Source organism: Streptomyces sp. ID05-26A (assembly GCF_033794685.1).
Classification (GTDB): domain Bacteria; phylum Actinomycetota; class Actinomycetes; order Mycobacteriales; family Pseudonocardiaceae; genus Lentzea.
Map to the genome: position 1 here is coordinate 798905 of NZ_JARAYZ010000002.1, position 13410 is coordinate 812314.

The 13410-nt window shown below is 69.3% G+C and carries 13 protein-coding genes; 8 read left to right on the top strand and 5 right to left on the bottom strand.

The window, feature by feature from the left end; genetic code table 11:
• Positions 1 to 86: 86 nt before the first annotated feature.
• Positions 87 to 461 carry a YciI family protein gene (locus tag PV646_RS19510; RefSeq protein ID WP_500343589.1) on the top strand — a complete coding sequence of 125 codons (375 nt, stop codon included), beginning with the start codon at positions 87 to 89 and terminating at the stop codon, positions 459 to 461.
• On the top strand, positions 458 to 1654 hold the full coding sequence (locus PV646_RS19515; protein WP_500343590.1) for an RNA polymerase sigma factor: 1197 nt from the start codon (positions 458 to 460) through the stop codon (positions 1652 to 1654). Before PV646_RS19510 ends, PV646_RS19515 begins: the two co-directional genes overlap by 4 nt.
• Here PV646_RS19515 and PV646_RS19520 read toward each other — a convergent pair.
• The 3 genes from PV646_RS19520 to PV646_RS19530 are packed head-to-tail and all read right to left on the bottom strand — an operon-like array spanning position 1626 to position 4202.
• Positions 1626 to 2318 (bottom strand): histidine phosphatase family protein, encoded by a 693-nt coding sequence (locus PV646_RS19520; RefSeq protein ID WP_500343591.1) that lies wholly within the window; start codon positions 2316 to 2318, stop codon positions 1626 to 1628. The two genes, PV646_RS19515 and PV646_RS19520, sit on opposite strands and share 29 nt — an antisense overlap.
• A 10-nt stretch (positions 2319 to 2328) precedes the next feature.
• A complete protein-coding gene (locus PV646_RS19525) occupies positions 2329 to 3156 on the bottom strand; it encodes an undecaprenyl-diphosphate phosphatase (RefSeq protein ID WP_090062663.1) in 828 nt (275 codons plus the stop codon).
• A complete protein-coding gene (locus tag PV646_RS19530; protein WP_500343592.1) occupies positions 3153 to 4202 on the bottom strand; it encodes an LLM class F420-dependent oxidoreductase in 1050 nt (349 codons plus the stop codon). The genes PV646_RS19525 and PV646_RS19530 overlap by 4 nt, the downstream gene beginning before the upstream one ends.
• A gap of 72 nt (positions 4203 to 4274) precedes the next feature.
• Between PV646_RS19530 and PV646_RS19535 the strand changes: the two genes are divergently transcribed.
• From PV646_RS19535 to PV646_RS19545, 3 genes are all read left to right on the top strand, one after another.
• Complete coding sequence (locus PV646_RS19535; RefSeq protein ID WP_500343593.1) at positions 4275 to 5240, top strand: aldo/keto reductase; 966 nt, start codon at positions 4275 to 4277, stop codon at positions 5238 to 5240.
• Between the two features lie 202 nt (positions 5241 to 5442).
• The gene (locus tag PV646_RS19540; RefSeq protein ID WP_500343594.1) at positions 5443 to 6099 is read left to right on the top strand and encodes a YncE family protein; all 657 of its coding nucleotides are present in this window, start codon (positions 5443 to 5445) and stop codon (positions 6097 to 6099) included.
• On the top strand, positions 6096 to 6308 hold the full coding sequence (locus PV646_RS19545) for a DUF5703 family protein (protein ID WP_500343595.1): 213 nt from the start codon (positions 6096 to 6098) through the stop codon (positions 6306 to 6308). Before PV646_RS19540 ends, PV646_RS19545 begins: the two co-directional genes overlap by 4 nt.
• Here PV646_RS19545 and PV646_RS19550 read toward each other — a convergent pair.
• Entirely contained in the window at positions 6301 to 7233 is a 933-nt protein-coding gene (locus tag PV646_RS19550; protein WP_500343596.1) for an aldo/keto reductase, read from the bottom strand. The two genes, PV646_RS19545 and PV646_RS19550, sit on opposite strands and share 8 nt — an antisense overlap.
• Before the next feature lie 69 nt (positions 7234 to 7302).
• Here PV646_RS19550 and PV646_RS19555 point away from each other — a divergent pair, with 69 nt between their 5' ends.
• From PV646_RS19555 to PV646_RS19565, 3 genes are all read left to right on the top strand, one after another.
• The gene (locus PV646_RS19555) at positions 7303 to 8025 is read left to right on the top strand and encodes a helix-turn-helix domain-containing protein (RefSeq protein WP_500343597.1); all 723 of its coding nucleotides are present in this window, start codon (positions 7303 to 7305) and stop codon (positions 8023 to 8025) included.
• 46 nt (positions 8026 to 8071) lie between these two features.
• Positions 8072 to 11698, top strand: coding sequence for an nSTAND1 domain-containing NTPase (locus tag PV646_RS19560; protein WP_500343598.1), 3627 nt, complete (start codon positions 8072 to 8074; stop codon positions 11696 to 11698).
• 167 nt (positions 11699 to 11865) lie between these two features.
• Positions 11866 to 12327, top strand: a complete 462-nt coding sequence (locus PV646_RS19565) for a hypothetical protein (RefSeq protein WP_500343599.1) — start codon at positions 11866 to 11868, stop codon at positions 12325 to 12327.
• On the opposite strand, the gene PV646_RS19570 is transcribed toward PV646_RS19565, so the two are convergent.
• On the bottom strand, positions 12308 to 13408 hold the full coding sequence (locus PV646_RS19570) for a hypothetical protein (protein WP_500343600.1): 1101 nt from the start codon (positions 13406 to 13408) through the stop codon (positions 12308 to 12310). The genes PV646_RS19565 and PV646_RS19570 overlap by 20 nt on opposite strands.
• Positions 13409 to 13410 lie beyond the last annotated feature (2 nt).

Consider the following 13410-nt stretch of genomic DNA (forward strand, 5'->3'; position numbering starts at 1 on the left):
TGGCTGACACCCCGGTGTCGAGACACGGCCCGCGGTCTCGACATGGCGGTGAGAAGATTTTCGGCAGCCACGAGCGGAGGCCCGAAGTGAAGTACCTGATCCTCATCTACAGCAACCCCAAGTCACGGGCAGCGTGGGACAAGCTCACCGAAGAGCAGCAGATGAAGTTCGGCCAGGACCACTACGACCTGAGCGACAAGCTGCGCGCCTCCGGCGAACTGATCGTCAGCGAAGGCCTCCCCGGACCCGAGACCGGCAAGGGCGTCAGCATCCGCGACGGCGAGGTCGTCGTCACCGACGGCCCGTACGCCGAGGCCAAGGAGTACCTCGCCGGCTTCTACCTCGTCGAAGCCGACACGATCGACCAGGTCATCGCCCACGCCGCCACCCTGCCCGACGCCCACAACGACGGCATCGAGATCCGGCCCGTCTGGGACATGTCGATGCTGGACGACGCGTGACACCCCAACAACGCGTCACACCAGAGATCGAGGGCCTGCTGCGCACACTCGCGCCGCAGGTCCTCGGCGTCCTCGTGCGCCGCCATGGCCAGTTCGACGTCTGCGAGGACGCCGTGCAGGAAGCCCTGCTCGGCGCCGCCCAGCAGTGGCCGGCCCAGGGAGTCCCCGACAATCCCCAGGGCTGGCTCATCACCGCCGCCAACCGCCGGTGGATCGAGCAGTACCGCTCCGACACCGCACGCCGTCAGCGCGAGGACAAGGTCGCCGCCCTCACACCCCCACCACCGGACCCCGTGCCCGCCCAGGACGACACCCTCACGATCCTCGCCCTGTGCTGCCACGAGTCCCTCACCACGGCCTCACAGATCGCGCTGACACTGCGCGCCGTCGGCGGACTCACCACCGCCGAGATCGCCCGCGCGTTCCTCGTCCCCGAAGCCACCGTGGCCCAGCGCATCAGCCGCGCCAAACAGAAGATCAAACAGTCCGGCGCGCGGTTCCGGCCCCCGAAAGACCTCACCGCCGTCCTGCACGTCCTCTACCTGATCTTCACCGAAGGCTCCACCGCCAGCTCCGGCGACGACCTGCACCGCGTCGACCTCACCGCCGAAGCCATCAGACTCACCCGCCAACTGCACAAACGCCGGCCACACGACGGCGAACCCACCGGCCTGCTCGCACTCATGCTGCTCACCGACGCACGCCGCCCCGCCCGCACCGACCCCCACGGCGCACTCGTCCCACTCGCCGAACAGGACCGCGAAAAGTGGGACACCGACGCGATCACAGAAGGCACCGAACTCATCAGCACCGCCCTCAAGACCGCCCAGATCGGCCCCTACCAGCTACAAGCGGCCATCGCCGCCGTCCACGCCGACGCGAAAACCGCACAGGACACCGACTGGCACGAGATCCTCGGCCTCTACGACCTGCTCACCGTCACCGCACCCGGCCCGATGGTGTCACTCAACCGCATCGTCGCCGTCGCCATGGTCCACGGACCCGCCCAAGCCCTCGACGAACTGTCCACACTGGAACTCGACCACCACCGAGCACACGCGGTGAAGGCACACCTGCTCGACCTGCAAGGACACCACGACCAAGCCAGACAGGAATACGAGAAAGCCGCGAAACTCACCCTGAGCGTCCCCGAACAGCGCTACCTCAGGCTCCGGTCGCGCCACCCACGGTAGCGTCCGACGACGGAGCCTCCTGCGGCGGCGCCACCGGCACCACACCCGACAGATCCCCGCCGTTGTCGTTGGTCCGCAACACAAAAGGCCGCGTCTGCGTGTACTGCACCACCGAGATCGAACACGGATCCACCACGATCCGCTGGAACCCGTCCAGATGCACACCCAACGCGTCCGCCAGCACCGACTTGATCACGTCACCGTGCGAGCACAACACCCACACCGCACCCGGACCGTGCTCCCGCGAGATCCGCGCGTCATGCGCCCGCACCGCCGCCACCGCACGAGCCTGCACATGCGCGAGACCCTCACCATCGGGAAACACCGCGGCGGAAGGATGCTGCTGCACAACAGCCCACAACGGCTCGTCGTACAGGTCCTTCAACGCCTTACCGGTCCACGCGCCGTAATCCACTTCGGACAGATCCGGCTCCGGCACCGCCTCGAGAGCACGATCAGCCAGCAACGGCGCCAGCGTCTCCTCACACCGCTGCAGAGGAGACGACACCACCGCACTGACCGGAACGTCCTTCAACCGCGACACCAGCGCCGCCGCCTGAACCTGCCCGCGCTCGTCCAAACCCACACCCGGCGAACGCCCGGCGAGCACACCGGAACCGTTGGCGGTCGAACGAGCATGTCGAAGCAGGATCACCGTGGCCACGACGTCCACCTTAGATCGGCTGCAACAACCCCATCGACAGCAGCCCCATCAGCACCAGACCCAGCATCAACCGGTACCACACGAACACCGAGTACGAATGCTTCGACACGTACTTGAGCAGCCACGCGATCGTCGCGTACCCCACCACGAACGAGATCAGCGTCGCCACGACCATCTGCGGAATCGACGCCTGCACACCCGTACCCGAGCGCTCCAGCACGTCCGGGATCGAGAACAACCCCGCCCCGAACACCGCCGGAATCGCCAGCAGGAACGAGTACCGCGCCGCCGCCTCCCGGTTCAACCCCAGGAACAGACCCGCCGTCAACGTCCCACCCGAACGCGACACACCCGGAATGAGCGCCAGCGCCTGCGCCAGCCCCATCCCGATCGCATCCTTCATCCGCAACTCGTCCCGCTGCTGCTTCGCCAGATGATCCGCCAGACCCAGCAGCAGACCGAACACGATCAGCATCGTCGCCGTGATCCACAGGTTCCGCGCCGACGTCCGGATCTCGTCCTTCAACAGGTACCCGAGAACAGAGATCGGCACGGAACCGATGATCACGTACCACGCGAGCTTGTAATCCCTCTCCTTCCGCGCCTCCGCGGAGAAGAGGCCGCGGAACCAGGCGCTGATGAAGCGCCCGATGTCCTTGGCGAAGTAGATCAACACCGCCACCTCGGTACCCAACTGGATGACCGCGGTGAACGAAGCGCCCGCGTCGTTGCCGAAGAACAGCGTCGACGTGATGCGCAGGTGCGCACTGCTGGAAATCGGCAGGAATTCCGTCAGTCCTTGGACCAGTCCGAGGACCAGAGCCTGCAACCAGCTCAACTACCCACTCCTGCCAGATCCAAAGCCTCGGCCGCGGTCCGAAGACCCGCGATCCCCTGCTCCAGATCTTGCAGCATCGGCGAAACGGACAGCGTGGTGACCCCTGCGGCAGCAAGAGCCTTCATCTTGTCTGCTATACGCTCTTTCGGGCCCAGCAACGACGTCGCGTCCAGGAACTCCAGCGGAATCGCCGCCATCGCCCCCGCGTAGTCACGAGCCAGGTACTTCTCCTGGATCTCCTCGGCCTGAGCCGGGAAACCCATGCGCACCATCAGGTTGTTGTAGAAGTTCTGCTTACGCGAACCCATACCGCCCACGTAGAGCGCCGTGTACGCGCGAACCGGGTCGGCACAGGCCTTCCAGTCCTCACCCACGATCAACGGCACGGTGGGCACGACGTCGAACCCGTCCATCGTCAGACCGGCCTTCTCCCGGCCCGCCCTCACCGACGCCAGCGACTCCGCCGAGTACTCCGGCGAGAAGAAGATCGCCAGCCACCCGTCCGCGATCTCCCCCGTCAACTCCAGGTTCTTCGGCCCCACCGCCGCCAGGTAGATCGGGATCTGATCCCGCACCGGGTGCACCGTCAACTGCAGCGCCTTACCCGGACCATCAGGCAACGGCAGGGTGTAGTGCTCACCCTCGTACCGCAGCTTCTCCCGCGACAACGCCTTCTTCACGATCTCCACGTACTCACGCGTACGCGCCAAAGGCTTGTCGAACCGCACACCGTGCCAGCCCTCCGACACCTGCGGACCCGACACACCCAGGCCCATCCGGAACCGGCCACCCGACAGAGTGTCCAAAGTGGCACCGGTCATCGCGGCCATCGCAGGCGTCCGCGCCGGAATCTGGAAGATCGCACTACCGACGTCGATGCGTTCGGTCTGCGCGGCCACCCACGCGAGCACCGTCGGCGCGTCGGAACCGTAGGCCTCCGCGGCCCACACCACCGAAAAGCCGAGACGGTCGGCCTCTTTGGCCAGCTCAAGGTTCGCGGCGTCGTTGCCGGCGCCCCAGTATCCGAGGTTCAATCCGAGCTTCACGAAGCGAGACCCTACCGGTCAGTAACACCGATTGCCAGGCTCACACGATGATCACCCCTTAGCATCGCGCACGTGGAACAGCGATACCTCGGCCGCAGCGGCCTCCGCGTCTCCAGGACAGCACTGGGCACGATGACGTGGGGCCGCGACACCGACCCGGACGAGGCCGCCACCCAGCTCATGGCCTTCGCCGACGCCGGCGGCACCCTCGTCGACACCGCCGACGTCTACTCCGAAGGCGAAGCCGAACGCATCCTCGGCACCCTCCTGCACGAAGTCGTCCCCCGCGACGAACTCGTCCTCGCCACCAAAGCCGTCGCCCGCCGCACCGAAGGCCCCTTCGGCGGAGGAGCCTCCCGCGGCGCCCTCCTGTCCGCCCTGGACGGATCCCTGCGCCGCATCGGCGTCGACCACGTCGACCTCTGGCAACTCCACGCCTGGGACGCCGGCGTCCCCATCGAGGAATCCCTCTCCGCCCTCGACCACGCCATCACCAGCGGCAAAGTCCGCTACGCCGGCATCTCCAACTACAGCGGCTGGCAACTCGCCACCGCCGCCATGACCCCCACCACCTACCCCCTCATCTCCACCCAGGTCGAGTACTCCCTGCTCGAACGCGGCATCGAACGCGAAGTCGCCCCCGCCGCCCGCCACCACGGCCTCGGCCTCCTGCCCTGGGCACCCCTCGGCCGCGGCGTCCTCACCGGCAAGTACCGCAACGGCACCCCACCCGACTCCCGCGGCGCCTCCGCCCACTTCGCCGGCTACGTCGAACAACACCGCAACGACCGCGCCGCCCGCATCGTCCAGGCCGTCTCCACCGCCGCCGAAGGCCTCGGCACCTCCGCACTGTGCGTCGCCCTCGCCTGGGTCCGCGACCGCACCGGCGTGATCGCCCCCGTCGTCGGCGCCCGCGACACCAACCAGCTCATCGCGTCACTGGAAGCCGAGCAGCTCACCCTCCCGCCGGCGATCCGCGCCGCACTCGACGACGTCAGCGCCATCGAACTGGGCTACCCCGAACGCCCCATGCCCTGACGGCCCTCCTTCTTTGCGGTTTTTGATCCCAAGGTCGTAGCTGGGACGGAATATTTCGTCGAACATTTATTTTGGTCAACACTGAAGCTATAGAGATAAACACGCAAGCGGCCGAACGGGGTTTCACCCCACCCCTTGCGTGACCTCCGCCCGAACGTCGTGGATCCTGGAAGACCACGACGTTTCACAGGAGGAACCGATCTTGCGCCGGCTCGCTGCACTGATCCTGACCACCGCCGCGCTGGCAGCGTGCGGCCAGACCGAGGGGTCGCAGGATCCACTGCAGGTCGCGGAAGTCCTCGAAGCCGCGAAACCGGCCCGCTCCCCCGCCCAGAACGCCACCCCGCCCGGTGAGATCACTCCCGGCGGCACGTTCACCGACGCCGGCACCACGCTGAAGTTCCAGGTCAACGGCCGAGACGTCGAACTCGACCGGCTGCGCAGCGCCGTGTTCGAGATGAGCAAGGACGACAAGGGCACCGAGACCCGAGGCGCCGGCCTGCGCGCGGGAGACGGAGCCACCAACGGCGTCCCCGACCGCTTCGGACGCCTGCTCGTCGTCGACACCCGCGGCGGCGAGTTCATCGCGTTCTCCATCAACCCGCTGATCATGCGCCAGCGCTACCCCATGCCCGGCACCCCGTACGGCATCGCCTACGACGCCAAGCGCGACATCGCGTGGATCACGCTCACCGACCGCAACGAGGTGGTCGGCCTCAACGTCGCCGCTGGAGAACCGGCCGAGAAGTACCGGTTCCCCACCGTGCGCCAGCCCAACACCGTCAGCGTCGACCAGGAATCCGGACGCGTCACCGTCACGTCCGGCGACAACGGAGGGGTACAGGTGATCTCGCCATGACCGAAGGGGTGATCGACGGGGAATGGGAGTACCGGCCGCTGCGTCTGCCGCCCGGCATCTCCCGCCGCACCGCGACCACGCAGCTGGCGATCCAGGCCGAGTTCGCAGGCTGGGAACTGTCCCGCACGCTGCTCTACAGCGACGGCTCCCGCAAGATGTGGCTGCGCCGCAAGGTCCAGCCCGCCCTGGTGCCGGGCCTCATCACCTGACCACCAGACCGTCGCCGAACGCCACAGGCTCGCACTCGGCGATGAAGTCCGCCGGAAAGCCCCGTTCGAACGGGGCCGCCGCCTCCAGGCGCGCGACCGCTTCCGGCGGCAGCACCACCTCGCCCAGACAGTCCAGCACCTGCTCCGGAGTCCGCGCGCCCACCAGCGGCAGCGCCCCGGACACCCGCACCCACGCCAACGCCACCTGAGCCGGCGTCGCACCCGACTCCTCCGCGACCTCCCGCACGACGCGAGCCACGCTCTCCTCCCGTTCGGACAACAGGCCGGACCGCTGCGTGCCGCCGGAGAGCTTCCCCTGCGCCAGCGGCGCCCAGGCCGCCACGGTCAGCCCCAGCGCGTCCGCCATCGGCAGCAACTCCCGCTCCACGTCGCGCTTCAGCAGGTTGTACGGCACCTGCAACCCCGCGAACGCGGTCCAGTCGCGCCATTCCGCCAGCGTGTTCGCCCGCGCCACGAACCACGCCGGAGCGTCGGACACCCCGACGTAGAGCACCTTCCCCGCCCGCACCACGTCGTCCAGCGCCCGCATCGTCTCCTCGACCGGCGTGTGCCGGTCCCACAGATGCACCCACAACACGTCCACGTAGTCCGTCCGCAGCCGTCGCAACGACTGCTCCAGCGACGACACCAGGTTCTTGCGGTGGTTCCCGCCCGCGTTCGGATCCGCCGCGTCCCGCGACAACGCGTACTTCGTCGCCACCACGAACCTGTCCCGCCGCCGCAGCACCGCCCCCAGCACCTCCTCGCTCTCGCCGTACGCCGAGGCGGTGTCGAGGAAGTTCCCGCCCGCATCGGCGTAGGCGTCGACCACCCGCCGCGCGAGGTCCTCCGAACGCAACGTCATCGTGCCCAGCAACAACTCCGAGACACGCAGGCCGGTCCTGCCGAACAGTCGGTATCGCATGATCCACAGCATCACCGCCCTCGCCGGAACCAGGGAGACCCGCTCAGGGCCCCTCTAAGCTCACCCGTCATGGCCGACAACGCACTGGGCCGCTTCCTGCGCGCCCGCCGCGAAGCCACCGCTCCCCCGACCCCCGGCCGCCGCCGCACCCCCGGCCTGCGCCGCGGCGAGCTCGCCGACCGCGCCGGCGTCAGCGTCGAGTACCTCACCCGCCTCGAACGCGGCACCGACCGCTCCCCGTCCGGCCAGATCCTGTCCGCCCTCGCCGACGCCCTGGCCATGACCGCGGACGAACGCGTCCACCTGTACCGCCTCATCAAGGCCGGCGCGACCTGCTCCCCTCCCCCGCCACCGCCGCTGCGGTCAACCGTGCACGCGATGTTGGACACCCTCGAGCCCACCGCCGCGGCCGTGCTCTCCCCCGCCGGTGACGTCCTCGCGAGCACCGCGCGCTTCCGGGAGATCTCCGGCCTGGACGACGAGCGGAACCTCGTCCGCTTCGCCTTCAGCCCGCGGGCCCAGGACCACTACCCCGACTGGGAGCAGATCGCGGACGCCCGTGCCGCCGGCCTGCGCGCGGCCGCTGACCTGGGCGATCACCCGGCGGCGACGCTCGCGTTCGAACTCTCGATCACCGCCGGTGCCGCCTTCACCGACCGCTACGACGCCGCGTCGTCCCTGCCTGCCGCCACCGGCACCGAGCGCTGGGGGCCTCACCTCCTGGCGTTCGAGACCTTGTTCCTGTCGGGCGAAGGTGATCAGCGACTGATGGTCTATTTCAGTCAACACTGAAGCTATAGAGACAGACGATATACAGACGAATGGAACAATCCGCTCCATGCCCCGCCCGGAAAAACCGCTCGACCCGTTCGCCGGGCCCGTTGAACAGTTCGCCTTCGACCTGCGCAAGCTCCGCGAGAAGGCCGGCTCCCCCGGCTACCGCGAACTCGGCAGGCTCAGCCACTACTCCGCCAGCACCCTCGCCGACGCCGCCCGCGGCCAGCGGCTGCCGAGCCTCGCCGTGTCACTCGCGTTCGTCCGCGCCTGCGGCGGCGACGAGGAGGTCTGGGAGCAGCGCTGGCGGGACATCAGCGAGTCCGAACCACCACATCTCGAGGTCGACTCCCCCTACGCCGGCCTGAAGGCGTTCACCGAGCACGACGCCGACCGCTTCTTCGGCCGGGAACGGCTCGTCGGCAAACTGCTGGGCAAGCTCGAGCACCACGACACCGTGCTCGTCGTCGGCGCGTCGGGTTCGGGCAAGTCCTCGCTGCTGCGAGCCGGTCTGCTGGCCCGCACGCCCGGCGAGCTGATCACCCCGGGCACCCACCAGGCGGTCCCCGAGACCGGGGGCCTGCTGGTCGTCGACCAGTTCGAGGAGATCTTCGCGCTCCCCTACCGCGACGAGTTCATCGCCGCGCTCACCCGCCGCGAGGGCCAGACCGTCGTCGGCATGCGCGCCGACTTCTACGGTCACTGCGCCCAGTTCCCCGACCTCGCCAAGGCCGTCGAGGAGGCCCAGGTCCTGGTCGGCCCGATGAGCACCGACGAACTGCGCAAGGCCATCACCCAGCCCGCGGTCGAGGTCGGCTGCGCGCTCGAGACGGGACTCGTCGCCCGCCTCATCGCCGACGCCACCGGTGAACCCGGCGTCCTCCCCCACGTCAGCCACGCACTGCTCGAAACGTGGCGGCGCAAGCGTGGCAACACCCTCACGCTCTCCAGCTACCACGAGAGCGGCGGCATCGCCCGCGCCATCGCCAACACCGCCGAGAACGCCTACACCGACCTCGACGAGCGGCAGCGGGTCCAGGCCCGGCAGGTCTTCCTGCGCCTGATCACCCCCGGCGAAGGCACCGAGGACACCAAACGCCACGTCAGGCGGTCCGAACTCGCGGCGGACGACGTCGTCGAACACCTCGCCGGCGCCCGCATCCTCACCGTCGACGACGACAGCGTCGAGATCAGCCACGAAGCGGTCATCCGCAGCTGGCCACGCCTCCGGGAATGGATCACCGAGGCACGCGACGACCTGCGCGTGCACCGCCGGCTCACGGCGGCCGCCGCGGACTGGGAGGCGCACGGCCGCGACCCCGGCTTCCTCTACCGCGGTGTGCCGCTCACCCAGGCGACCGAGTGGGTCCAGCGCGACCCCGGCGCCCTGAACGCCGCGGAGAAGGCGTTCCTCGACGCCGGCAAGGCCGCCGCCGAACAGGAACTGGCCACCGAGAAGCGCCGCACCACCCACCTGCGCCGGGTGGTCGCGCTGCTCGCCGTCCTGCTGCTCGTGGCCACCAGCGCGACCGTGTTCGCCGTGCGCGCGCAACGCCAGACCACCGAACAACGCGTCAACGCGCTCGCCCAGAAAGCCATCGCCGAGGCCGGCGGCCTGCAGGACCGCGACCCCGGTCTCGCGAGCCAGCTCCGCCTCGCCGCCTACCGCCTGACCGGGCTGCCCGCCGCCCGCGACAGCCTGCTCAGCACGTTCGCCGCTCCCCAGGTCGCCGTCGCCAGAGGCCACACGGAAGCCACGTCGTTCGCGATGTTCAGCCCCGACGACAAGCTGATGGCCTCGGCGGGCGACGACCAGAACGTGATCATCTGGGACGTCACCGACCGCTACCACCCGACCGAACTCGGCCGCGTGCACGCCGGTGACGAGGCCACCCACGGCATGGCGTTCAGCCCCGACGGCCGCACCCTCGCCACCGCGGGCTGGGACGGCGTCATCCGCCTGTTCGACGTGTCCAACCCGCGCAAACCCGTCGAGAAGGCCCGCGTCACCGGGCACGAGGGTGAGGTCGAGACCGTCGCGTTCACCCCGGACGGCACCCTCGTCAGCGGCGGTGAGGACGGCACCCTCCGGGTCTGGAACGTCACCGGCCCCGCCAGACTGGTGCGCACCATCAAGGCACACGACAACACCCTGCACGCCCTCGCGATCAACGTCACCGGCACCGTCGCCGCGACCGCGGCCTGGGACGGCACCGCCAAGCTCTGGGACCTCGCGACCGGCGAGAACCTCTCCACCATCGAGGCCACCCCGACCAACTACGTCGTCGCCTTCTCCCCCACCGGACTGCTCGCCACCGGGGCCGAGGGCGAGCAGGTGCGGATCTGGGACGTCAGGGACCCGCGCAAACCCGTCCGGCTCGGCGGCGCGACGGGACACATCGTCCCCGTCCACACCGTCGCCTTCTCCCCCGACGGCAAGTTCCTCGCCACCGCCGGCGGCGACAAGACCACGCGCCTGTGGGACGTCACCGACCCCGGCAACATCCAGCTGGCCAGCGAGGTCGCCGGCCACACCGACACCGTCTGGTCGGTCACCTTCAGCGCCGACTCCCGGCAGATGATCACCGCCACCACCGACCCCGAGATCCGCGTGCTCGACCTGGCGAACCTCAGCTACCCGCGCCACCGGGTGACGGCGTGGAAACTCGACTACGACCCCGCGGGCAAGTTCTTCACCACGGTCTCCTCCGACGGCGACATCAAGTTGTGGCGACCTCAGGACCGGCACGCCGAACTGGTCGCGGCCCTGCCGCAACTGAACACCGCCGACGAGGAAGCCACCGTGGACGTCCACCCCGGCGGCAAGATCCTGCTCGCGTCGACCTACTCCGGGAGCGGCCTGTGGGACGTGAGCGACCCGGCCCGGCCGCGCGAGCTCAGCAGGGCGCTCACCGGTGACGAGGCGTTCGTCGCCGCGAGCTTCAGCCACGACGGGAAGACGCTCGCGGTCGCCGACGAGAACGGCGTGATCGCGCTCTGGAACGTCACCGACCCCGCCAACCCGGTGAGGGCCGGAGGGTTCAGCGTGCCCAAGGCCGACACCGTGTGGCAGGTCGAGTTCTCCCAGGACGACCGCACGCTCGTCATCGCGAACGGCACCCGCGAACTGCAGGTCTGGGACGTCAGCAACCCCGCGGCGCCCCGCGCCCACCCCGCTCTGCGCACCGACGACGACCCGGACCCGATCCGCCGCGGCGGGCAGGCCGGGCGCAACGAGGTCATCACCGTGGTCATCCACGGCGACGTCATGGCGTTCGCGAACATGGGCTCCAGCGGCGCGCTGTACGACATCAGCGATCCCGCACAGCCGCGCAAGCTGGGTTCGCTGCCCAACGACGGCGGGCCGCTGCAGCGCCTCGCCTTCTCCCCCGACGGCACCCTCCTCGCCGCCGGTACGACCGACGACGTGGTCCGCGTGTGGACCGTGAGCGATCCCCGGAACCCCCAGCTCCGGGCAGTGCTCCGCGGTCACACGGAAAAGGTGTGGGGTGTGGGCTTCGCGCCCGACAACCGCACCCTGGCCACCACCGGCGCGGACCGCACCGTCCGCGTGTGGGACATCGACGTCGAGGCGACCGCAGCCCGCGTGTGCGCGACTACGACGGCGCACCTGTCCACTCGTCATTGGGAGCAATACTTCCCCGGTGTCGACCCGAGGCCTCTCTGCTGAACAACACCGCCACCTTTCCTCTCGCTGCATTTGTAGTGCGAAAACGTTGTGCGGTGTCGGCGTCGGAGCGCCTTACAACAACGTTCGTGCAACGAGAGCGGCCAACCGCCCGAGGTGACTCTTCAGTCAACACTGAAGCAATAAAATTCACCGAAGTAGTTGTCGATATGATCAGATTCTGGGTCATGGAGCTCGTGCCGCACGAAGTCGGGGTCGCTCACAGCGCACTGCCGCACGACGAAACGTCCGCCCGTGCCCTGCTCGCGCAAGCCGCGGCGCAGGGCCTGCACACAGTCGTCGTCACCGCCGAGGAAGGTGACGAACGCGCGATAGCCGTGCTGCGTGAACTACGCGCGGAATGGCACACGGAGGACGGCCGGATCACCGCCCAGCTCGACACGGACGCTGAGGGCCAGTTGCAGCACCTCTGGGGTCTCACGGTGGACGAGCGGGCCGCGTGGCTCGCCGCGTTCCCCCGCCACGACGACCCCAACTGGTGGATGCACCGGCTGCTGGTGCTCAACCACCACCCGGAATGGGCGCCGTTGAAGGACTGGCTGGTCGACGAGCACGTGAGACTCTTCGGCCGGCCGCCGGGAAGGCGGCGCTCTAGCGCGGCAGGCCGCTGAAATCGGGCCGGTGGAACCGCAGGATCGGCGGGATCGGGTCCTCCTTCGGGGTGTCCCGGTCCGGCTGGACCGCGGCGAACGTCAGCACCGGCACCCTCGGCACGCCCACCGCGATCACGTCGCCGTGCGTCCCGGCGATCCACATGACGCCGGTGTCGGCGATGTTCGCGACCACGCTCAGCTCGGGTAGCACGAACTGCACCAGCGCGAGCCCGCCCGGCATCTCGGCGAGCCCCGCGACGTGCTGCTGGGGCTGCCACGGGAACAGCGTGATCGCCACCGGCGTCCACTGCGCCGAGTTCTCCACCGCCCTGACCGCGTCGCGGTACCAGCGGCTGATCTCGACCGCCGTCGGGATGCCGAGCAGCCCCAGGACCAGCACGAGCCCGCCGACGACCAGCCCGGCCGGCGCGAGCGGGAACAGGCTGAGCAGCACCAGCACTCCCCCGGCGACCGCGGGCACGGCGGCCCACAGCCACGCCCGCACACCCCAGCGCATGCCGTTGAACGCCCGCGCGGTGGCCTCGTCGTCCAGCGGCCGCCCGAGTGGCCGCTCCACCCGTTCACGCACCGGTTGAGCGCGCGCGTCCTCACCGTGGTCGACCTTGGCGTTCTCCCACTTGGCGAACCCCGCGGCCCGCACCACCGCCCTGCCGTCGGCGTCCGGGCCGCAGACGAAGACCTCCTGCCGTTCCAGCACCATGTCCGGCAGGTCCTGGAACCAGCCCTTGAACACGACGTCGTCCACCAGCAGCCGGTCCGTGCCGTCGGCGTGCTTCTCCAGCACCTGGGCGGGCACCCGCCGCCACGGCTGTTCGAGCAGGCCGCGCCGCTCAGGCCTCGTCTCGACCCGGTACATCAGCGGGGCCAGCCCGAAGACGAGCGTGACCAGTGCCAGCACCACGAACGCGCCGAGGTTGCCCGGTGACGTCGGCAGCAGCCAGCACGTCACCGCTCCGGCGCCCGTGCCGGCCGCGATGACGCCGAGGGCCTTCGCGCCCCAGCGCAGGTCCTGCAGGATCAGGCCGGTGGACCAGTCGTCCTTCGCCGGCACGTCGGTCCGCGGCTCCAGGTAACGCATCC

Bases quoted from the DNA above. Each gene is read 5' to 3' on its own strand.
- PV646_RS19565 (WP_500343599.1), top strand. From the start codon at position 11,866: ATGATCAGATTCTGGGTCATGGAGCTCGTGCCGCACGAAGTCGGGGTC.
- PV646_RS19550 (WP_500343596.1), bottom strand. From the start codon at position 7,233: ATGCGATACCGACTGTTCGGCAGGACCGGCCTGCGTGTCTCGGAGTTG.
- PV646_RS19560 (WP_500343598.1), top strand. From the start codon at position 8,072: ATGCCCCGCCCGGAAAAACCGCTCGACCCGTTCGCCGGGCCCGTTGAA.
- PV646_RS19555 (WP_500343597.1), top strand. From the start codon at position 7,303: ATGGCCGACAACGCACTGGGCCGCTTCCTGCGCGCCCGCCGCGAAGCC.
- PV646_RS19570 (WP_500343600.1), bottom strand. From the start codon at position 13,408: ATGCGTTACCTGGAGCCGCGGACCGACGTGCCGGCGAAGGACGACTGG.
- PV646_RS19545 (WP_500343595.1), top strand. From the start codon at position 6,096: ATGACCGAAGGGGTGATCGACGGGGAATGGGAGTACCGGCCGCTGCGT.